Source organism: Massilia agilis (genome assembly GCF_024756255.1).
In the GTDB taxonomy this organism is placed as follows: domain Bacteria; phylum Pseudomonadota; class Gammaproteobacteria; order Burkholderiales; family Burkholderiaceae_D; genus Telluria; species Telluria agilis.
Genome location: NZ_JANUHB010000004.1, coordinates 137,687 through 157,310, shown reverse-complemented (window position 1 = coordinate 157,310; position 19,624 = coordinate 137,687). Strand labels below are relative to the sequence as shown.

Below are 19,624 nucleotides of genomic sequence, written 5' to 3'. Positions count from 1 at the left end.
GGTTGGCATTGGGACCATCGTAGTGGACCGCCGCCGCGCCGGCACTCCGACTCTTGCTGTCGAATTGGCGGTAGAATCCGGCTATGCCCGGCCGAGAAGCCGGGAACTTCGGAGAGTAGTTTGGAAGAACACAGCGCGCAAGACAACACCCCGATCTTCCAGCGCATCAAGGACTACCTGGTCGCCGAAATCGCCAGCGGCCGCTGGAAGGAGGGGGACCTGGTGCCGTCCGAGCAGGCGCTGGTGCGCCAGTTCGGGGTATCGCGCATGACGGTCAACCGTGCCGTGCGCGAGCTGACCGCCGAGCAGGTGCTCACCCGCCGCCAGGGCGCCGGTACCTTCGTCGCCCCCCAAAAGTACCAGGCCACGCTGGTCGAGATCCGCAATATCGCCGACGAAATCCGCGCCCGGGGCCACGCCCACCGCAGCGATTGCCGCCTGCTCGAACGCGCCCCGGCCAGCGAGACGCTGGCGGCCCGCTTCGGGGTGGAGCCCGGCACGCCGCTGTTCCATTCGGTGGTGGTGCACCTGGAAGACGAGGTGCCGATCCAGGTCGAGGACCGCTGGGTCAATCCGGCCTGCGCACCAAACTACCTGGAGCAGGACTTCTCCAGCATCACCCCCAACGAACACCTGATGCAGGCCGCCCCGCTGTCCGGCGCCACCTACCGCATCGAGGCGCTGCCGGCGCCCGCGGAGGTCGCGGCCATGCTCGAGATCGAAGCGAAGGCCTGCTGCCTGGTGCTCAAACGCCAGACGATGTCGCGCGGCCTGGTCGCCACGGTCGCGACGATGTGGCACCCCGGCCACCTGGCGCAATTCTCGGGCAGCGTGGGCTAGGCGCGCCGGGTTCGGCAAAGCCGTTGCGCACCCGTCGCGCATGTTGAGATTTTGTACAAACGCCGGAACACTTTTCTGGAAAATCGGTTATTATTTCGACTAATCCCCGCCTGACTCCCTCTAGCCGCCCTCCAGATATTGAATATCGCACACCGTGTCTCCACCATTGTGTGCGCCGGCCTGGCAGCCAGGCGGCAGCCGGTTGATCGATCGACGGGCAAGGCATTAATTGACTACCTCACTTGAGGAACATAATGAGCGAAAACATCAAACACATCAGCGATGCCTCTTTTGAAACCGACGTGCTCAAGTCCGAGCGCCCGGTCCTGGTCGACTTCTGGGCCGAGTGGTGCGGCCCCTGCAAGATGATCGCCCCGATCCTGGAAGAGGTCGCGAAAGAATACGACGGCAAGATCGTGGTCGCCAAGATGGACGTGGACGCCAACCAGACCGTGCCGGCCAAGTTCGGCATCCGCGGCATCCCGACCCTGATCCTGTTCAAGAACGGCGTGGCTGCGGCCCAGAAGGTTGGCGCAATGGCCAAGGGCCAGCTGACCTCGTTCATCGACAGCAATATCTGATACCATAGGCGGCGGCAGCGCGCCCGCGCTGCCGTCATTTCCCAAACGGGCACCGGGGCAGTAGCTCCAGCCCAGTTTAACGAACCCGCGTAGTTCCCTCCCCTACCTTTACTTTCCCGCCACGGGACACCCACACACATGCACCTCTCAGAACTGAAGGCAATGCACGTCTCCGCCTTGCTGGAGATGGCGATCAGCCTCGATATCGACAACGCAGCGCGCCTGCGCAAACAAGAACTCATGTTCGCGATCCTGAAAAAGCGCGCGAAACAGGGCGAGCAGATTTTCGGCGACGGCGCGCTCGAAGTGCTGCCCGACGGCTTCGGCTTCCTGCGCTCGCCGGACGCGAGCTACATGGCCTCGACCGACGACATCTACATCTCGCCGTCGCAGATCCGCCGTTTCAACCTGCACACGGGCGATTCGATCGAGGGTGAGGTGCGTACGCCGAAGGACGGCGAGCGCTATTTCGCGCTGGTGAAGGTGGACAAGGTCAACGGCGAGTCGCCGGAAGCGTCCAAGCACCGCATCCTGTTCGAGAACCTGACGCCGCTGCACCCGAACGTGCCGCTGCGCCTCGAGCGCGACATGAACGGCGCCGAGAACATCACCGGCCGCATCATCGACCTGATCGCGCCGATCGGCAAAGGCCAGCGCGGCCTGCTGGTGGCCTCGCCCAAGTCGGGCAAGTCGGTCATGCTGCAGCACATCGCGCACGCGATCACGGCCAACCACCCGGACGTCACGCTCATCGTGCTGCTGATCGACGAGCGCCCCGAGGAAGTGACCGAGATGCAGCGTTCGGTGCGCGGCGAAGTGGTGGCATCGACCTTCGACGAGCCGGCCACCCGCCACGTGCAGGTTGCCGAGATGGTGCTCGAGAAAGCCAAGCGCCTGGTCGAGATGAAGAAGGACGTGGTGATCCTGCTGGACTCGATCACCCGCCTGGCGCGCGCCTACAACACCGTGATCCCGGCATCGGGCAAGGTGCTGACCGGCGGTGTGGACGCCAACGCGCTGCAGCGCCCGAAACGCTTCTTCGGCGCCGCGCGTAACGTGGAAGAAGGCGGCTCGCTGACCATCGTGGCCACCGCGCTGATCGAAACCGGCTCGCGCATGGACGACGTGATCTACGAGGAATTCAAGGGCACCGGCAACATGGAGGTGCACCTGGAGCGCCGCCTGGCCGAGAAGCGCGTGTACCCGGCGATCAACCTGAACAAGTCGGGCACCCGCCGCGAAGAACTCTTGATCAAGCCGGACCAGCTGCAAAAGATCTGGATCCTGCGCAAGCTGTTGTACTCGATGGACGAGATCGAGGCGATGGAGTTCATCCTCGACAAGATGCGCGCGACGAAGAACAACGTGGAGTTCTTCGACATGATGCGCCGGGGCGGGTAACCCCTCCCGCGACAAGTGAGGCGCAGGGAGCTTGGCCAAGCATGGCCAAGCCGTTTCGCAGGCATGGGGCGGTGCCCCATGAAACCCCTGCTTCACCGCCGGGGCGGGTAACCCCTCCCGCGACAAGTGAGGCGCAGGGAGCTTGGCCAAGCATGGCCAAGCCGTTTCGCAGGCATGGGGCGGTGCCCCATGAAACCCCTGCTTCACGGTCGGGGCGGCTAAGCTCGCTTAGCGCACCAGGAAAGGCGGCCGTGTGCCGCCTTTTTTATTTGTCCGGTAGTATGGGCACGTCACTGTGCAGGTGGCTGGATGCTGCAACAATCTCTGCTTAGACTTGGAGAGAGATCACATGGCGACCGAAACAACACAGATGGGCGCCAGACCAGACGATCCGTACCAGCTGGACCGCCGGCTGACGATTCTTGAGACACGTTTCGACACGATCCTCCCAACGCTCGCAACCAAGGCCGACGTGGCCGAGCTCAAATCCGAGCTGAAGACGCTACTGCTCGGTTACTTTTTAACGATGGTGCTAGGCTTCGCTGGCGTCATCGGTACCATGATCGGCCTTTTGCGCCATTGATCAGCTTACCGGAACCACAGACGGCGGCCGTGTGCCGCCTTTTCTATTTGTCCGGTAGTATGGCCGCATCAATGCGCTGGCGGCCCGGCCTGCAAGAATGGGCCTTTTCGCATGGAGTGGGCATGGCTACCGAATCGACCGAGACAACGGCCAATCGACACGACGACCCTTACCAGCTCGACAGAAGGCTGACGATCCTGGAAACGCGATTTGACACGATCTTGCCGACGCTCGCGACCAAAACCGACTTGGCGGAGCTGAAAGCCGAACTACGGGCGGAGTTTGGCGGTGTATCGCGCTGGATGTTTGCACTCCTCGTCACCATGGTCCTCGGCTTCGCCGGCATGTTTGCCACCATACTGACCCTGTTGCGCCATTGATATTGCCTCCTTCTCCCGGCAGGCTGTATAATCGCCGGTTCAGTATTCAACCCCAGGCAAGTGATCAGCAATCGGGTCAAGAAGCAAGGCGACCGACGAAGTGCTGGTTGGCTACCAAACTAACCGAGGCAAAACCATGAAGACCGATATCCATCCGGATTACCGCGAAGTTGTGTTCCACGACCTGTCGTGCGACTTCAAATTCATCACCCGTTCGACCATCGCCACCCGCGAAACCATCAATTTCGAAGGCAAGGAATACCCGCTGGTCAAGATCGAGGTGTCCGCTGAATCGCACCCGTTCTTTACCGGCAAGCACAAGATCGTCGACACCGCTGGCCGCGTCGAGAAGTTCCGCCAGAAGTTCGGCTCGGTCGGTTCGAAGACCTCCGTCGCCAACGGCTAATTTCGTGCACGTATCCCGGAAAGCCTGTTGGCTTTCCAACAAGAAAGGAAGCCCCCGGCTTCCTTTCTTTTTTTCGCGGCTATACTACGCGACTAATATCGAATTGCTTCCGCTATAGATGAAACCCGTCCGCCTTCCCGCCGCCGCCACCCTCGCGCTGCCACGTTGGGCGCTGTTTGCGCTTGGCCTGCTGTACATCTTGCCAGGGCTGATCGGGCGGGACCCGTGGAAGGACGATGCCGCCAGCTTCGGCATCATGTGGACCATGGCGCACGGGAACATCAGCGACTGGCTGCTGCCGAACATCGCCGGCCTGCCGGCGCCCGAGGAAGGACCGCTTGCGTTCTGGCTGGGCGCCCTGTGCATCAAGCTGTTCGGCTGGCTGCTGGGCGACGTGCTGGCCGCGCGCCTGTCCACCATCGCCATTTTTGTCGCCGGCACCGCTTCGCTGTGGTACACCGCCTTCCACCTGGGCCGCCGCGCCGAGGCGCAGCCGTTGCGGCTGGCGTTCGGCGGCCAGCCCGAGCCGGACGACTACGGCCGCACGCTGGCCGACACCGCGGTGCTGATCTACCTGGGCTGCCTGGGCCTGCTCGCGCTCAGCCACGAGACGCTCGCGGCCACCCTGCAAGGCTCGCTGCTGGCCTATTTCCTGTATCGCGCGGTGCGCTATGTCGAGCTGCCGTCGCCGCGCAACGCGGCCCTGATCGGCCTGTCGCTGGGGGCGCTGGCACTGACCCGCGGCTACGCCTCGCCCCTCGTGCTGGTGCTGGCCCTGTTCCTGTGTACCCGCTTTCTCAAGATGCCCGCCAGCCCCACCCTGCGCGAGCTGGCACTGGCCCTTGGCGTGGGCGTAGGCATCACGCTGGTCTGGATGGTGCCGGCGCTGCTGGCCCACCCGTACAACGGCGCGCCGATCGCGGGATGGAACGCGTGGAACCTGTCGCAACTCGCCCTGCCCGGCTGGTTCTCGGTCAAGACCTTCTTCCGCGTCGGCGTGTGGTTCTTCTGGCCGGCCTGGCCGTTTGCGTTCTGGGCGATCTGGGCCTGGCGGCGCCAGGAAAAGCTGCTGCACATCGTGCTGCCGCTGTACTTCGTGGCCGCGCTCACGGTGCTGATCGTGTGCGACCCGCTGCCGGAAAACGGCGACATGCTGCGCCTGCTGCCGCCGCTCGCGCTGATGGCCGCGTTCGGCCTGCCGACCATGAAGCGCGGCGCGATCAACGGCATCGACTGGTTCTCGGTGATGGTGCTGACCACGCTGGGCGCGCTGGTCTGGCTGTTCTGGATCGCCAAGCTGACCGGCTGGCCGGCGCAGCTGGCCAAAAACGCGCTCAAGCTGGTGCCGGGCTTTCATCCGGAGTTCGGCCTGGTCGCCTTCGTCGTCGCGCTGGCGGCCACGATCGGCTGGTTCTTCCTGGTCCACTGGCGCATCTCGCGCCAGCCGTCGGTGCTGTGGCGCGCGGTGGTGCTGTCGTCCGGCGGCCTGATCCTCTTGTGGGTGCTGGTGATGACGCTGTTCCTGCCGGACCTTAACTACAGCAAGAGCTACGCCAGCGTCGCCCAGCAGATCGCGGCGCGCCTGCCGGCCGAGACCAACTGCATCGACACCAATGTCGGCCCCGCGCAGCGCGCCTCGTTCGCCTACTTCGGCCACCTGCCGTTCGCCGGCGTGGAGAACGCCGGCCGTTGCGACTACCTGCTGCTGCAGGACAGCGTGCGCCTGAAGGATGAACGCCAGATGGCGCAGCAGTTCGGGCTGCGCGACTACACCATGCTGTGGGAAGGACGGCGCCCGTCCGACCGCGACGAGCGCTTCCGGCTCTACCGCCGGCGCTGACCAATAGCCCCGCCCGCGCGGGGCTTTTTTTCGTCCGCGCCGCCCCAAGGCATGCATGCCGCATGCGCGCATTGTTTTATTGCAAATTGCTCCACTTTTGAGCAAAATCAAGCGCCAAGCGAGCCGGACCGGGACACAATGCCGGCAAGTAGCGCAGCTTTGCCGCCAAGGAGTTCGAGGATGAAAAGCGTCAGTTTTTCGGAAGTGGTCTATGCCCATGAGGTCGCGCCCTGGCTCAGCCCGCACCGGCCGCGCCGGCGCCTGGCTACGTTCGCGCTCGTCATGGTCCTGGGCCTGGCCGGACTGGTCGTGCTGTTCCGAAAGCTCGACCCCACGGCGCCGCTGGCCTACATCGTGATCCCGGTGCTGGCGGGCGGCCTGCTGCCGCTGTTCGCGCTCATGCCGGCGCGGTTCGAGGCCACCACGCGCTTCGAAGCGCGCCACCTGCTGCGCACGCTCGAGGAGGGCTTGGCCGCGCTGGGCTACGAACGCATCCCGATGCCGCCGGGCTTCCTGCGCTACCGGCCGCGCGGCGGCTTGCGCTGGCCCTCCAGGGACATCGAGGTCACGCTGCGCGAACACGTGCTGGCCATCACCGGGCCGGCGATCACGCTGCACGCGCTACGCAAGTGCCTGGGCGCCGCCCCGCAGGGCTGAGCGCGGCTTCAGGCTGCCAGCGCCTTCCCGACCGCCGCCACCAGCTGCGCCAGGTCCACCGGCTTGGCGAAGTGCTGCGCGAAGCCGGCCGCGAACGCCGCCTCGCGGTCTTTCTGCTGCCCGTACCCGCTGACCGCGACCAGCAGCGCGCCGCGCGTTGCCGGGTTGGCCCTCAGGCGACGCGCGAGCTCGTAGCCGTCCATGCGCGGCATGCCAATGTCGAGCAAGCACACATCGGGGCAATCGACGGCGGCCGCCGCCAGCGCGGCGAACGGATCGGTGTACACGATCACCTCGTAGCCGCACTGCTCGCGCAGGAACATCCCCATCATTTGCGCCGCATCGGCATTGTCGTCCACGACCATCAGGCGCAGTGCGTGCGGCGCGCCGGCGGCCGCCGCGCCAGGCGCCGGCGCGGCCACCAGCCCGGGGGCAGCGATGCGCGGCAACTCCACCACAAAGGTGGCGCCCTGCCCTTCGCCGCCGCTGGCCGCCTCGACCCGGCCGTCGTGCAGCTGCACCAGGCCGCGCACCAGCGGCAATCCCAGGCCCAGGCCGCCTTGGGCGCGGTCGAGCGGGCGCTCGGCCTGGGTAAACAGCTCAAAGACCCGCGGCAGCAGCGTGGGCGCAATACCGATGCCGTCGTCCTGCACCGTGATCCTGACGCTGCCTTCGCCGGCCGCCACCGCCAGCGTGATGTGGCCGCCGGCGGGCGTGAACTTGGCCGCGTTACCCAAAAGGTTGACCAGCACCTGCACGATGCGCGTGGGATCGGCCAGCACCCAGGCCGGCTGCGCGCACGCTTGCACCGACAGCTGCAGGCCTTGGGCGGCGACCTGCTCCTGCACCTGCTCCACCGCCTGCGGCAGCAGCGTGTTCACATCGACCGGCTCGCGCCTTAACGCCACCAGCTTGCGCGTGACGCGCGAGACGTCGAGGATGTCGTCCACCAGGCGGCGCAGGTGGTCGGCCTGGCGCCGCACGATGGCCGACAGCCTGGCCACGGCGGCGTCGGCGCCGGCCTGGCGCTGCAGCAGTTCGGCGGCCGAGCAGATCGGCGCGAGCGGGTTGCGCAGCTCGTGGCCGAGCATGGCGAGGAATTCGTCCTTGGCGCGGCTGGCCTCCTCGGCCGCAAGACGCGCCTGGCGTTCCTGGCGGTGCGCTTCGCGCTCGCTCGCCAGCAGGCGCGCGCGCTCCTCGTGCGCCTGCGCCATGGCTTCCCCGACCTTGCGGATCTCCGGGATGTCGGTGCCCGGGATGTCCGGCGCCGCGCCGCGTCCCATCGCGTCGGCCGACTCGCGCAGCTGCAGCATCGGCCGCGTGACCGAGCGCGCGAACGCCAGCGCCACCCCAAGGCCGAGCAGCGACGCGATCAGGATCGAACCGGCCAGCAGGCGATAGGTGCGGCGCACCGGCGCGTCGATCGCGTCCACCGGGATGCCGATCACCGCGGTCCAGCCGGTCACCGGGGAGCGCTTGTACACCGCGTACACCTGCGCCCCTTCGAGCGTGGTGGTGACCGCCCAACCTTCGTCGCGGCCTTCGCGCAGCACCTGGCGCAAGGTGGGCGACAGCGGCTTGCCGATCAGTTCGGCCCCGTTGAGCGAGCGCGCGACGATGTTGTCGTTGCGGTCGGCGATGGAGACGAGCGCGCCGTCGGGCACATCCTGGCGGCGGATCAGGTCCTGCAGCGAGGACGGCAAGGTCGGCGCGGCCAGCACGTAGGCGCGCTGCGGCCCGTCCAGCCGCACCGGCACGTACACCGCGAACGACGGCTTTTTCAGCAGCGGGCCGACCACGATGTTGCCGACGCCGGGCTGCGCGCTGCGGCCGACCCGCTCGACGCCCTCGGGATCGACCCGGCTGGGCAGCGCCGAGCCGAACGGCCGCCGCGTGTTGAGGACCTGGCGCGCGTCGGGCGTGGACAGCACGATGTTGGCCCAGTTGGGATGGCGCCGCAGCAGCTCGCGCGCCTCGGCGTGGAAACCGGCCATGTCGCCGGCCTTCAGGCGCGCGCTGGTCGCCAGCGTGTCCAGCGCCGCCTGCGACACCTGCAGCTCGGCGTCCACCGCCATGGTCAGCGCGCGCATCGTGTGCTGCACTGCGGCGATCAGCTCGCGCTTCTGGTGTTCGGCGTTGGCCGACAGCGTCAGGTAGGACAGCAGCACCAGCGGCGCGAACCCGGCCAGGATGCTGGCGAACACGCGCCTGTGGAGCACTCCACGCTCGAAGCTGATCGACGTGCGCAGCATGGAGATGGGCTCCCGGCGAATGACAAGCTGGTCATTCTACGCCGGGATTGCGCTGTCGAGCGCCAGGAATCTGCCGCTGTGCACGGCAGGCGACACCCGGCCCGGGCTACACCTTCATTGGCAAGATCACCATCTGCAGGCCTTCCAGGTGCAGGCGGCGCTGCACCGCGAGCGCGGCCTGGTTGTGCAGCAGGCGGATCAGCCAGTTATCGGACGCGAACACCAGCTTGCTGGTGAAGAAAATCGAATTCGGGAATTCGTTGCTGATGCGCTCGCACATGCGCGTGATCTCCTCGACCGCATCGGTGCCGAACCCGATGTACGAGGCGGCCGCCATGCCGTGGCTGTGGCAGAAGTCGACGAAGAACTCGAGCGTTTCGGCAGCATCCTCGCGCATCTTTTCCATCGCGCCCTCGCCACCGTACACGTGCGAGTCCACGGTGCGCGCATTGACGAACAAGAAGTTCTTGAAGTGGCCGGGGAACATGCGCTGCACCCACAACAGCGCGTGCAGGCCGCCGCCGCGCGAGTTCCCGACGATGAACACCGCGGTCTGCGCCTGCGGGTCCGGTTCGATCGGCTCTGTGCCTGGGCCGAACGGCTGGCTTGCGAACACGCTGTCCACCGAATGGATGGCGCGCTTGGTTTCGCGGTAGTGGTTGCGGATGAAAATGCACAGGCAGGCGATGGCGGCGATGATGACCGCGGTGGCCCAGCCGCCGTCGGCAAAGCGCTTGACCAGCAGGATCGCGAGGATGCCGGCGCAGATGATGAAGCCGACCAGCGACAGCAGGAAGCGGCCGATCCAGCGCGCGCCCTCGGGGCCGCCGCGGTTGCGCCACCAGTACACGCACAGGCCGAACAGCGAAATGGCGAAGGTGAGGAACACCGACAGCGAATACAGCACCAGCAGCATGGTGACCTGGCCGCCGGTCCAGAACAGGATCGCGAGCGCGGCGATGCCCATCACCAGGATGCCGTTCTGCGTGACCAGGCGCGAGGACAGGTAGCGGAACTGGTGCGGCACCCACGAGTCCGACGCCATGTTCGACAGCACCGACGGGCCGCCCAGAAAGCCCGTGTTGGCGGCCACGAACAGCAGCCCGGCCTCGAACAGCAGCACCACCGCGAGCATGACCTGGTTGAGCACCGGCCCGCCCAGTCCCATGTTGGCGATGATGACCTTGAAGGTGGAAGCGTTCAGGGTCTGGCCTTCGACCGGATGCGCGTCCCACAGCAGGTAGAGCATGATGATGCCGCCCGCCGTGATCGCGAGCGACACGGCCATGTAGAACATCGTGACTTTACCGGTGCGAACGCGCGGCTCGGCCAGCATGTTCACGTTGTTCGACACCGCCTCCAGGCCGGTGTAGGTGCCGCCGCCCTGCGAGTAGGCGAACAGCAGCATGCCGGCCACGCTGGACCAGCCGATACCCTGCGCCAGCGAGGTGGTTTCGGCGATCGTGGCCGGAATCAGCAGCGGCAGTTGCGAGGCGTGCGCCACGATCCCGTACACGATCAGGACCAGGTGGGTGGCGACAAAGCCGAGGAAGATCGGCAGCAGGATGCGGATCGCCTCCTTCAGCCCGCGCAGGTTCATCATGATCAGCGCGGCGATGAAGAAGGCCTCGGCGGCCAGCTTGTACGGCTGCACCCAGAGCGGCAGGAAAGACGCTAGCGCATCCACCCCTGACGCGACCGAGATCGCGATGGTGAGCACGTAGTCGAGGATCAGCGCACAACCGGAGACCAGCCCGAGGTAGGGCCCGACCAGCTTGGTGGCGACGCGGTAGCCGCCACCGCCGGTGGGGAACAGTTCGATCACCTGGTTGTAGGCCAGCGCGATGATGAACACGGTGGCCGCGGTGGCCAGCGCCATGTACAGCCCGAGGTGGGTGTGCGCGCCGAGCGCGCGGAAGGTCTCCTCCGGTCCGTACGCGGACGAGGACAGGCCGTCGGCACCCAGTCCCACCCAGGCCAGGAAGGCCACCAACGCCATCGAATGGCGCGTCTCGCTCTTCATCGGATCCAGGGCTTTGCCGAGGATAATCTCGCGTATCTTCTTGTTTTTCATCGTGTCCGCCACCGCCGGGATGGCTCTGTTTCTGAAGGGAAGCGAGATCATACGCTGGAACCCGGCAAAAGCACACAATGGCGCTATCACCGGTGGGGAAACCGCTACGACGCGTAAATGCGATCTTGTTTTCCCCTTATCGGCATCTCCCCGGTCGGGGGCGGCATCGCCGTAGGCTGGTCAGTTGCCAAAACGGTGTGCTAATATGCGTGCCTCCCTGCAGTGCCTCTGTGGCGGAATTGGTAGACGCACTTGACTCAAAATCAAGCGCCGAAAGGCGTGCCGGTTCGATTCCGGCCGGAGGCACCAATAGCCTGCGCCCCTGTCATTCGGCCGGTTGCCCGCGAATCGCACCCGGTACAACAGAAGGCGTGACCGGGCTGTTGTTCAAACAACGACTCCCCCTGCTGCACCCACTTTTACAAGAGCAAAGCGCCCACCTTGTTCCGAGGGCGCTGCCTTAAGTTGCCCGATTCTCGCGTTACGCGGTGGTATTGACGGCGTTACCGGCCGGGTGAACGGCGGCCATCTTGCTCTGCAGGCTCTGCAGGAAGCTGTTCAGCTTGTCGTTGCTGCCGTCGGTGGACACGCCCAGCGTGGACAAGAGATTCTTGAAGCTGTCCTGCAGGGCGCTGGTGGCGCTGTCGCTTGTCGCGCTATCGCTCGTGGAGCTGTCCGTCGCGGTGCTGCTGTCGCTCGTGGTGCTGGTGCTGGCCGTGCTGCCGGAGGCCAGCTTCTGGACAAGACTTTGCAAATCCGATTCCATGCGCCCCGGGCCGCCCTGGCCCATGCGCGGGCCGCGCGGACCATCTCCATCGCCGTCCGGATCGCCGCCGCCGGTGCCGCCCGACGTGCTTGCACCCGCGCCCTGCGCGTGCAGGGCCGACATCAGCGACTGCATGAAGCTGCCCAGCGCCTGCTGCGCGCTGGCCACATCGGTGGTGCCCGAGGTGCTGTCGGTCGTGCTGGTGCTGCCGTCGGTGGCGCTGGTGCTGCCGGAGGACGAGGTGTCGATGCCGAGCGTGTCGGCCAGCGACTGCATCACGGCCTTGCCCAGGCCGCCCCCGCCATGCGGCCGCGGCGGCGGACCGCCCTGCACTTGCTGCGCCTGCCCGTCGGCGGATGCCCGGCTGGCACTGCCTGCCTGGCTGGTCTGGGTCAACGAATAGAGGGAACTGGAGATGCTGCTGATGGACATGTTGCTTCCTTGTTGGTTGAGTGACACACCGTGCAGTGTGGCGGCCAAGGTGGTAAATCGCAGTAAAGCCGGGGTAAATTTACGTAAAGTAATGTGACCCGTTGAATACGTCCGCGCGGGGGCCGTTATCATCGGCGTTCTGGTCACGGAAAAATACGCATGGCAAAAGTGTTATTGATCGACGACGACGTGGAGCTCGTCGAAATGTTGAAGGAATACCTGGAGCAGGACGGCTTCGAGGTAGCGGCGGTGCACAACGGCGCCGACGGGCTGGCGCAGGCCGCGGGCGGCGAGTTCGCGATCGCGGTGCTGGACGTGATGATGCCGCGCATGCAGGGCATGGAGACGCTGCGCCAGTTGCGCACGCGCAGCCAGATGCCGGTGCTGATGCTGACCGCGAAGGGCGATGACGCCGACCGCATCCTGGGCCTGGAGCTGGGCGCGGACGACTATGTGTCCAAGCCGTGCACGCCGCGCGAGCTGTCGGCGCGCATCCGCGCGATCCTGCGCCGCACCCAGCAGCTGGCCAGCGGCGACAGCAACCAGTTCGTGGTCGGGCGCCTGACGATGTGGCCGGAGCAGCGGCGCGTGCAGTGGGACGGCAACGCGGTGGCGCTGACCAGCACCGAGTTCAACCTGCTCGAGGTGCTGGTGCGCCAGGCCGGGCATACCGTCAGCAAGCAGGACCTGTCGGAGAAGGCGCTGTTTCGCCCGCTGGCGCGCTTCGACCGCAACGTGGACGTGCACATGAGCAGCCTGCGCCACAAGCTGGGCACGCTGGCCGACGGCCGCTCATGCATCCAGACCGTGCACCGGCAGGGCTACGTGCTGGTCAAGGACTGACATGGGCCGCCTGTTCTGGAAGTTCTTCTTTGCCACCTGGCTGGTGCAGGCGCTGGCGGTGCTGGCGATCAGCACCGGCATCTGGTTCAAGGACCGCAACGCGGCGCACCGCAGCGCGCGCGTGGACTTTGGCCCGCCGGGCGTGTTCGCGGTGGATGCGGCGGCGCAGACGCTGCGCTTCGGCGGCCTGCCTGCGCTGCGCGCCCTGCTCACCCAGCATGACGGGATGCAGTTGTATGCCGTGGATGCGGGCGGCCACGAGCTGCTCGGCCGGCCCACCGACGCCGCGCTGCTGCAGGAGCTGCGCCAGCTGCATGCGCGCGATCCGGCCGCGCACGCACTGCAGACGGTGAAGGCGGAGGGTAACGACTGGCTGCTGTTCGCCGCGCGCAGCGAGCAGCGCGGCGCGCGCAAGCGCGGCTACGGCCTGGGCGGCCACCGGGCGCCGCGCGACGGCTATTTTCCGCTGATGCCCATGCTGCTGGCGATGCTGGGCAGCCTGGTGTCGGCGGCGCTGCTGGCATGGCATTTCGCCAAGCCGATCCGCAAGCTGCGCGCTGCGTTCGATGCGGTCGCCGCCGGCAAGCTCGATACCCGGATCGGCGCCCCGGCCAAGCGCGGCGACGAGCTGACCGACCTGTCGCGCGACTTCGACCGCATGGCGCAGCGGCTGGAAGACGAGCATGCGGCCCAGCGGCGCCTGCTGCACGACGTGTCACACGAAATGCGCTCGCCGCTGGCGCGGCTGCAGGCGGCGATCGGCCTGGCGCGCCAGCGGCCGGACCGGGTCGGCACCTGGCTCGACCGGATCGAGCGCGAGAGCACGCGCATGGATGCGATGATCGGCGAGGTGCTGGCGCTGGCGCGGCTCGACGCCGGCGTGGGCGGCGCGCTCGCGGACGAGGTGGTGATCGAGGAGCTGGTGGCCCAGGTGGTGGATGACGCGCGCTTCGAGGCCCAGGCCAGCGGCAAGTCGGTATCGCTCAGCGCCACCGGCGCCAGCGTGGTGCGCGGCGGCGCCGAGATGCTGCACAGCGCGATCGAGAACGTGGTGCGCAACGCCGTCAAGCACACCGAGGACGGCACCGCGGTGACGGCCAGCGTCACGCTTGATGCGCGCGCCGGGCAGGTGCGCATTGCGGTGTGCGACCACGGCCCCGGGGTGCCGGACGCGGAGCTGGAACTGATCTTCCGCCCGTTCCAGCGCGGCAGCCAGAACACCGGCCTGCCGGGGCACGGGCTGGGCCTGGCGATCGCCCAGCGCGTGGTGCGCAGCCACGGCGGCCAGATCCGCGCGCGCAACCGCGATGGCGGCGGGCTGTGCGTGGAGATCGTGCTGCCGCTGGCGCCCGGCTCCGGCGCGCCGCGCTAGCGGCTGGCGTAGTAGCGCACCAGTTCGTCGATTTCCTGCGCCGTCAGCTGGTGCGCGGCATTGCGCATCTGGCGGTTGATGTCGTTGGCGCGGGTGCCGGCATGGAAGGCGCGCAGCTGGGTGCGCAGGTAGTCGGCGTTCATGCCGTCCAGGTTCGGGGTGGCCGGCCGCTGCACGTTGGGGCTGTGGCAGGTCGAGCAGGCGCCGATGTTGCGCATCGGGTCGCCGTTGCGCACCAGGCGCGGCGTGGCCGGACTGATGCGCGCCGGGATCGGCCGGTCGCGCTTCTGGCTGGCGTAGTAGGCGGCCAGGTCGCGCATGTCCTGGTCGGACAGGTTGGCCACCATCGGCTGCATGATCACGCTCGGGCGGTGGCCTGACTTGAAGTCGGCCAGCTGCTTGTAGATGCTCGATGCCTGCTGGCCGGCCAGGTGCGGCGTGCCGGCCGGGCTGGTGCCCGTGGCGCCGTGGCACATGGTGCAGGCCAGCGCCAGCGTGGCGCCGCGGCCGACCTCTTGCTGGGTCAGTGGCCCCATCATGTCGGCGCTGACCACCACGGTGCTGGGGAACACCGCCTTTTCACCGGGCAGCGCGGCGTTCTGGAAGCGCGCCGGGGCGCCGGCGGCGCTGCAGATCGCGTCCCACAGGCTGGCCGCGCCGGCGTTGTGCGTGCGCGGCAGCCAGACGAAACCCACCAGCGCGGCCGCCACCGCAATGACGACCAGGATGCCGACGCTGCGCGTGAACCAGGGGTTGCGGGTGCTGAACAGTTCGCTCATGGATGGCCTCCGACCGGCACCGCCGGCACCGACGTTTCCTTCAGCGGCAGCAACTGGGCGATTGGGTAGCCGTAGTTGACCACCGACAGGCCGACCATCAGCGCCAGCCACAGCGCGAAGCTGTTGAGCGCGACCGGCAAGCGCCCTGTCGCATGCACCGGCTGGCTGAAGCGGAACTCGGGCAGGCGGATGGCCTCGGACATGTGGCCGCGCAGCAGCACCAGCAGGAACAAGAGGCCAGAGACGACCAGCAGCAGCCCGCCGATGAAGCTGATGATGACGGTGATCGCCTGCGGCGCCAGCTCGGGGTTGCTGTAGTCAAAGTAGGCCATCCGGCGCGGCATGCCCATCACGCCCACCACGTGCCACGGGAAGGTCAGGACGATCATGCCGACGAACCACAGCCACAGCTGGGCCTTCATCATGCCGCTGCTCTCGAGCTGCTTGCCGGTCAGGTGCGGCCACAGGTCATAGGACAGCGCGAAGTACATGATGACGATGGCGCCGGCGAAGATCAGGTGGAAGTGGCCGGTGATCCATTGCGTGTTGTGCACCGCGAAGTCGAGCTGGTAGCTCATGTTGATGATGCCGCCGGCGCCGCCGAAGCCGAGCAGGATGAACGAGAACGCGACCGCCAGCATCATCGGGTTGTGCCAGGGCAGCGCGCGGATCCAGCCGAACGCCCCTTTGCCGCCGCGCAGGCGCCCGGCGATCTCGACCGAGGCGGTGATGGTGAAGATGGTCAGCAGCGTGGGCACCGAGACCATGCCGGTGAACACCGCGTGCAGGAACTTGACGCCGGAGCCGACCTGCGGGTCCTGGAACAGGTGGTGCACCCCGATCGGCATCGAGAACACGAGGAACAGGATGAAGGCCAGGCGCCCCATGGTGTCGCTGTACAGGCGGGCGCCGATTGCGCGCGGCACCAGGGTGTAGAACGCGATGTAGGCAGGCATCAGCCAGAAGTACACGATGGCGTGCAGCGTCCACGAAAAGAACACGCGCGCGAGACCCGCGTCGATGGTGGTCTTGAACCCGAGCGCGACCGGCAAAATGAGGAACAGGATTTCGATCGCGGCGCCGAGCGAGGTCCAGGCCCACAGGTAGGCGCCGGCCACGTTGGCGAACATCGGCAGCGGCACCGCCACGCCCGGGTTGGCCTTTTTCCACACGCGCAGGTTGACCGACATGAGCGCGACCCAGATCCACGAACCGACCACCACGAACACCACCCCGATGTAGTAGGCCGGGTGGCCGATCAGCGGCGGGTAGAAGGTGTACAGCACCGAGGACACGCCCGCCGACACCGGCGCCATCGCCACCACCACCCCGAGCAGCAGCAGGAAGAAGCCGCCCCAGGCCCAGCGCTTGCCCACCAGCGGCTGCTTGAGCGAGAGCTCGACGATCGCGTAACCGAAACCCATCGCCACCAGCGTCGGGAACACGTAACCCATGGCCGAGCCGTGCGCGGTGACCGAGCGGTAGTACAGCTCGGGATTGCCGATCCAGTCGCGCAGCGGGCTGCGGATGTACATCTGCCACTCGCCCAAGAGCAGCGCGACGAAGAAGGCGATGAAGGCGATCCAGAAATGGGCCAGCACCAAGCGCCGGGTATCGTTACTTAACACAGCTTAGCCTCCTGGCGGTCGCGGCGCGCCGCATGAACTCGCCCTTGTCGATGATCTGCACGTGCGCCCACATCGAGGCGTGCCCGGTGCCGCAGTATTCGTGGCACGGCATCAGGTGCTCGCCCGGCTCGCTGAACCGGGTGCGGAAGTTGGAGATGTAGCCGGGCACCAGCATCATGTTGACGTTGGTGCTGGCGATCGAAAAGCCGTGCACCACGTCGGCGGCGGTGGCGCGGATCGTGACCGGGGTGTCGGTGGGCACCACCACGCACTGCGGGGTGAACGAATACTGGTTGGCCACCACCCGCACCGTCACCGCGCCGTCGGGCTCGAGCGCGGTGCCCAGGTTGCCCTCGACGAATTCGCCGGCGATGTGCAAGGTGCTCGGGTCGATGGTCTCGGTGCGCACCGGCGGCATCGCCGCCCAGTGCAGGCTCATGTAGGCCGTCATCGCCAGCAGGAACAGGATGATGGCGCCGACCACCATCGCCCAGCGCGACTCGGCGGCGGCGGCGACGTGGGCGCCGTGGTCGTGGATGTCGCTGGTGGCCATGTCAGTTCCCGCCGCCGCGCGCGACGAACACGCCGAAGAAGAACACCAGCCAGATCAGCAGCACGAGGGCGGTGGCCACGCCCGCCAGCGCGAACGCCCCGCGCGGCCCGCGCGCCACCACCGCATCGACCTGGCGCTGGGCCTCGGCCGGGTCGCGGTCCACATCAGTTGGTTCGTAGAACATGGATTCTCCAGTCAGGTCTCATTCGACGACGGTGGCCGAGCGCAGGCGGTTGACGTCGCGCACCGTCACCGGCCCGCCGCGGTTGCCCCAGGCGCTGCGGATGAAGGTGACGACGGCGGCGATGTCGTCGTCCGACAGCACCTGGGCGAACGGCGGCATTCCGTACGGCATGGGATTGCGGCGGGTGCCGGGCGGGTAGCCGCCGTTGAGCACCATCCGGATCGGGTTGACCGCCGAGGTCATGTTGATCGACTGGTTGGCGGCCAGCGGCGGGTAGTGCGGCAGCTTGCCGCGCCCTTCGGCGCCATGGCAGCTGGCGCAGCGGTCGGCATAGATGCGGCGCCCGGTATTGAAGGCCACGCCGGCGCGCAGCGGCGAGGCGCCCACGTCGGCGGTGACCGGCTGGTCCGCCGGCAAGGCCTTGAGGTACACCGCCATGGCGCGGATGTCCTCGTCGCTCATGAACTGCAGGCTGTTGTAGGTCACCTCGGCCATCGGGCCGTACACGGTGCCGCGGTTGGACACGCCCATCTGCAGCAGGTCCACGATGTCGCGGATCTCCCAGTTGCCAAGGCCGGCCTCGCGGTTGGAGGTGAGCGAGGGCGCGTACCAGTTCTGCATCGGGATCAGGCCGCCCTGGAAGGCCTGCTCGGCCGAGGAGCCGCCCAGCGCGTTGATCGGCGTGTGGCACATGGCGCAGTGGCCCAGCCCCTGCACCAGGTAGGCGCCGCGGTTCCACTCGGCCGACTTGCTGCGGTCGGGCTGGTACTCGCCTTCCTGGAAGTACAGCGTGCGCCAGCCGATCAGGAGCGCCCGGTTGTTGTACGGGAAGCGCAGGTCGTGCGGGCGCGACTGCTGGCGCACCGGCGGGACCGAGCGCAGGTAGGCGAAGATGGCGTCGCAGTCGGCGCGCGTGACCTTGGTGTAGGACGCGAACGGCATGGCCGGGTACAGCAGGTCGCCGTTGCGCGAGCGGCCGGTGTGCATCATGCGGTAGAACTCGTCGGCGGTCCAGCGGCCGATGCCGGTCTCGGGGTCGGGCGTGATGTTGGGCGAGTACAGGGTGCCGAACGGCGTGGGCATGGGCCGGTTGCCGGAAAAGATCCTGGCGCCCGGGATCGTGTGGCAGGCGATGCAGTCGCCGGCCTGGGCCAGGTAGCGCCCGCGCTCGACCTGCGACTGCGCGGCCGGGGCGCGGCTTGGCGGCTGCGCCAGCGCCGCGCTGCCCAGGCCGGCGGACAGCGCCAGCAGCGCAACGAGTTTGGACAGGAAACGGACGGACATCGGTGCTCCCCTTCTATTGCGGTTGGCTGCCGCAGGCCAGCGGCAGGCGCGCGCCGCCGGCCTTGGCCGGGCGGTTGCCCGACACCGGCAGCGACGCCAGGTAGGCGGCCACCGCGGCAACCTCGGGTTCGGACAGGCTGGAAGCGACGAACTGCATGCAGTCGGGCGCAAGCGCGGTACGGGTGCCGTAGCGCCATGCGCCGAGCTGGGCGCTGACGTAGTCGGCGCGCAGGCCCAACAGGCCCGGGATGCCCGGTTCACGCCCGGTCAGCTCGGGGGTGTGGCAGGCGATGCAGGCGGGGATTTTTTTGCCGGGCACGCCCTGGGTGACGATGCGTTTACCGTCCGCCAGCAGCGCCGGCGGCGCGTTGGTGGCCGGCTGCACCAGCGGCGGCGGGTTTTGCGCGGCGAAGTACTCGGCCATGCGCATCAGGTAGCTGTTGGGCAGGTATTCCAGCAGGTAGTTCATCGGCACGTACCTGCGGCGGCCGTCGCGGAACGCCACCAGCTGGTTGTACAGGTAGCCGGCCGGCTTGCCCGCCAGCCGCGGGAAATAGACGTTGGCCACGCCGCGCCCCTGCAGGCCATGGCAGCCGACACAGGCGGCCACCCGCGCTTCCATGGTGTCGGGGATGCGGTCGGGCGCACGCTGCTGCGCCATCGCCGACCCGGCCAGCACCACTGCCCCCATCGCCAGACTCAGGAAAATCTTCAATTGATTCCTCTCCTGCAACAAGGCCGTGGCCGGCCTCTCTCGCCACCGTCAATG

19 protein-coding genes and 1 tRNA gene are annotated in these 19,624 nt (G+C 67.3%); 11 read left to right on the top strand and 9 right to left on the bottom strand.

Annotated features, from left to right (window positions below; all coding sequences use genetic code 11):
* Positions 1-120 precede the first annotated feature (120 nt).
* From hutC to NX774_RS17215, 8 genes are all read left to right on the top strand, one after another.
* The gene (gene hutC, locus NX774_RS17250; RefSeq protein ID WP_258823498.1) at positions 121-840 is read left to right on the top strand and encodes a histidine utilization transcriptional repressor HutC; all 720 of its coding nucleotides are present in this window, start codon (positions 121-123) and stop codon (positions 838-840) included.
* A 254-nt stretch (positions 841-1,094) separates the two neighbouring features.
* Positions 1,095-1,421, top strand: coding sequence for a thioredoxin TrxA (gene trxA, locus NX774_RS17245; protein WP_258823497.1), 327 nt, complete (start codon positions 1,095-1,097; stop codon positions 1,419-1,421).
* Positions 1,422-1,559: 138 nt separating this feature from the next.
* A complete protein-coding gene (rho, locus tag NX774_RS17240; protein WP_258823496.1) occupies positions 1,560-2,822 on the top strand; it encodes a transcription termination factor Rho in 1,263 nt (420 codons plus the stop codon).
* A gap of 349 nt (positions 2,823-3,171) precedes the next feature.
* Entirely contained in the window at positions 3,172-3,405 is a 234-nt protein-coding gene (locus tag NX774_RS17235; protein ID WP_258823495.1) for a hypothetical protein, read from the top strand.
* Between the two features lie 122 nt (positions 3,406-3,527).
* On the top strand, positions 3,528-3,785 hold the full coding sequence (locus NX774_RS17230; protein WP_258823494.1) for a hypothetical protein: 258 nt from the start codon (positions 3,528-3,530) through the stop codon (positions 3,783-3,785).
* A 136-nt stretch (positions 3,786-3,921) separates the two neighbouring features.
* The gene (locus NX774_RS17225) at positions 3,922-4,191 is read left to right on the top strand and encodes a type B 50S ribosomal protein L31 (RefSeq protein ID WP_091665976.1); all 270 of its coding nucleotides are present in this window, start codon (positions 3,922-3,924) and stop codon (positions 4,189-4,191) included.
* Between the two features lie 118 nt (positions 4,192-4,309).
* Positions 4,310-6,031 carry a glycosyltransferase family protein gene (locus NX774_RS17220; RefSeq protein ID WP_258823493.1) on the top strand — a complete coding sequence of 574 codons (1,722 nt, stop codon included), beginning with the start codon at positions 4,310-4,312 and terminating at the stop codon, positions 6,029-6,031.
* Positions 6,032-6,211: 180 nt separating this feature from the next.
* Positions 6,212-6,688: a hypothetical protein gene (locus tag NX774_RS17215; protein WP_258823492.1), complete on the top strand. Its 477-nt coding sequence runs from the start codon at positions 6,212-6,214 to the stop codon at positions 6,686-6,688.
* A gap of 8 nt (positions 6,689-6,696) precedes the next feature.
* Here the strand turns inward: NX774_RS17215 and NX774_RS17210 are convergent, their stop codons facing one another.
* On the bottom strand, positions 6,697-8,940 hold the full coding sequence (locus NX774_RS17210; RefSeq protein WP_258823491.1) for a hybrid sensor histidine kinase/response regulator: 2,244 nt from the start codon (positions 8,938-8,940) through the stop codon (positions 6,697-6,699).
* Positions 8,941-9,046: 106 nt separating this feature from the next.
* A complete protein-coding gene (locus NX774_RS17205) occupies positions 9,047-11,014 on the bottom strand; it encodes an APC family permease (protein ID WP_258823490.1) in 1,968 nt (655 codons plus the stop codon).
* A gap of 224 nt (positions 11,015-11,238) precedes the next feature.
* Between NX774_RS17205 and NX774_RS17200 the strand changes: the two genes are divergently transcribed.
* A tRNA-Leu gene (locus NX774_RS17200) sits at positions 11,239-11,323 on the top strand.
* A gap of 172 nt (positions 11,324-11,495) precedes the next feature.
* On the opposite strand, the gene NX774_RS17195 is transcribed toward NX774_RS17200, so the two are convergent.
* A complete protein-coding gene (locus NX774_RS17195) occupies positions 11,496-12,212 on the bottom strand; it encodes a hypothetical protein (RefSeq protein WP_258823489.1) in 717 nt (238 codons plus the stop codon).
* 159 nt (positions 12,213-12,371) lie between these two features.
* Here NX774_RS17195 and NX774_RS17190 point away from each other — a divergent pair, with 159 nt between their 5' ends.
* Positions 12,372-13,055: a response regulator transcription factor gene (locus NX774_RS17190; RefSeq protein WP_258823488.1), complete on the top strand. Its 684-nt coding sequence runs from the start codon at positions 12,372-12,374 to the stop codon at positions 13,053-13,055.
* A 1-nt stretch (position 13,056) separates the two neighbouring features.
* On the top strand, positions 13,057-14,427 hold the full coding sequence (locus tag NX774_RS17185) for an ATP-binding protein (protein ID WP_258823487.1): 1,371 nt from the start codon (positions 13,057-13,059) through the stop codon (positions 14,425-14,427).
* Here NX774_RS17185 and NX774_RS17180 read toward each other — a convergent pair.
* The 6 genes from NX774_RS17180 to NX774_RS17155 are packed head-to-tail and all read right to left on the bottom strand — an operon-like array spanning position 14,424 to position 19,546.
* The gene (locus NX774_RS17180) at positions 14,424-15,206 is read right to left on the bottom strand and encodes a c-type cytochrome (protein WP_258823486.1); all 783 of its coding nucleotides are present in this window, start codon (positions 15,204-15,206) and stop codon (positions 14,424-14,426) included. The two genes, NX774_RS17185 and NX774_RS17180, sit on opposite strands and share 4 nt — an antisense overlap.
* Entirely contained in the window at positions 15,203-16,807 is a 1,605-nt protein-coding gene (locus NX774_RS17175) for a cbb3-type cytochrome c oxidase subunit I (protein ID WP_370660451.1), read from the bottom strand. The genes NX774_RS17180 and NX774_RS17175 overlap by 4 nt, the downstream gene beginning before the upstream one ends.
* Before the next feature lie 16 nt (positions 16,808-16,823).
* Entirely contained in the window at positions 16,824-17,387 is a 564-nt protein-coding gene (locus tag NX774_RS17170) for a cupredoxin domain-containing protein (protein ID WP_258823481.1), read from the bottom strand.
* A gap of 1 nt (position 17,388) precedes the next feature.
* Positions 17,389-17,571, bottom strand: a complete 183-nt coding sequence (locus tag NX774_RS17165; RefSeq protein ID WP_258823479.1) for a hypothetical protein — start codon at positions 17,569-17,571, stop codon at positions 17,389-17,391.
* Between the two features lie 18 nt (positions 17,572-17,589).
* Positions 17,590-18,855, bottom strand: a complete 1,266-nt coding sequence (locus NX774_RS17160; RefSeq protein WP_258823477.1) for a c-type cytochrome — start codon at positions 18,853-18,855, stop codon at positions 17,590-17,592.
* Positions 18,856-18,868: 13 nt separating this feature from the next.
* Positions 18,869-19,546, bottom strand: a complete 678-nt coding sequence (locus NX774_RS17155) for a c-type cytochrome (RefSeq protein WP_258823773.1) — start codon at positions 19,544-19,546, stop codon at positions 18,869-18,871.
* Positions 19,547-19,624: the final 78 nt, after the last annotated feature.

What these genes read in the sequence shown, in the direction of transcription:
- rho (WP_258823496.1), top strand. Translation starts at nt 1,560, where the DNA reads ATGCACCTCTCAGAACTGAAGGCAATGCACGTCTCCGCCTTGCTGGAG.
- NX774_RS17160 (WP_258823477.1), bottom strand. Translation starts at nt 18,855, where the DNA reads ATGTCCGTCCGTTTCCTGTCCAAACTCGTTGCGCTGCTGGCGCTGTCC.
- NX774_RS17170 (WP_258823481.1), bottom strand. Translation starts at nt 17,387, where the DNA reads ATGGCCACCAGCGACATCCACGACCACGGCGCCCACGTCGCCGCCGCC.
- NX774_RS17155 (WP_258823773.1), bottom strand. Translation starts at nt 19,546, where the DNA reads ATGGGGGCAGTGGTGCTGGCCGGGTCGGCGATGGCGCAGCAGCGTGCG.
- NX774_RS17225 (WP_091665976.1), top strand. Translation starts at nt 3,922, where the DNA reads ATGAAGACCGATATCCATCCGGATTACCGCGAAGTTGTGTTCCACGAC.
- trxA (WP_258823497.1), top strand. Translation starts at nt 1,095, where the DNA reads ATGAGCGAAAACATCAAACACATCAGCGATGCCTCTTTTGAAACCGAC.
- NX774_RS17195 (WP_258823489.1), bottom strand. Translation starts at nt 12,212, where the DNA reads ATGTCCATCAGCAGCATCTCCAGTTCCCTCTATTCGTTGACCCAGACC.
- NX774_RS17220 (WP_258823493.1), top strand. Translation starts at nt 4,310, where the DNA reads ATGAAACCCGTCCGCCTTCCCGCCGCCGCCACCCTCGCGCTGCCACGT.
- NX774_RS17180 (WP_258823486.1), bottom strand. Translation starts at nt 15,206, where the DNA reads ATGAGCGAACTGTTCAGCACCCGCAACCCCTGGTTCACGCGCAGCGTC.
- NX774_RS17230 (WP_258823494.1), top strand. Translation starts at nt 3,528, where the DNA reads ATGGCTACCGAATCGACCGAGACAACGGCCAATCGACACGACGACCCT.
- NX774_RS17210 (WP_258823491.1), bottom strand. Translation starts at nt 8,940, where the DNA reads ATGCTGCGCACGTCGATCAGCTTCGAGCGTGGAGTGCTCCACAGGCGC.
- NX774_RS17235 (WP_258823495.1), top strand. Translation starts at nt 3,172, where the DNA reads ATGGCGACCGAAACAACACAGATGGGCGCCAGACCAGACGATCCGTAC.
- NX774_RS17190 (WP_258823488.1), top strand. Translation starts at nt 12,372, where the DNA reads ATGGCAAAAGTGTTATTGATCGACGACGACGTGGAGCTCGTCGAAATG.
- NX774_RS17205 (WP_258823490.1), bottom strand. Translation starts at nt 11,014, where the DNA reads ATGAAAAACAAGAAGATACGCGAGATTATCCTCGGCAAAGCCCTGGAT.
- NX774_RS17215 (WP_258823492.1), top strand. Translation starts at nt 6,212, where the DNA reads ATGAAAAGCGTCAGTTTTTCGGAAGTGGTCTATGCCCATGAGGTCGCG.
- NX774_RS17165 (WP_258823479.1), bottom strand. Translation starts at nt 17,571, where the DNA reads ATGTTCTACGAACCAACTGATGTGGACCGCGACCCGGCCGAGGCCCAG.
- NX774_RS17185 (WP_258823487.1), top strand. Translation starts at nt 13,057, where the DNA reads ATGGGCCGCCTGTTCTGGAAGTTCTTCTTTGCCACCTGGCTGGTGCAG.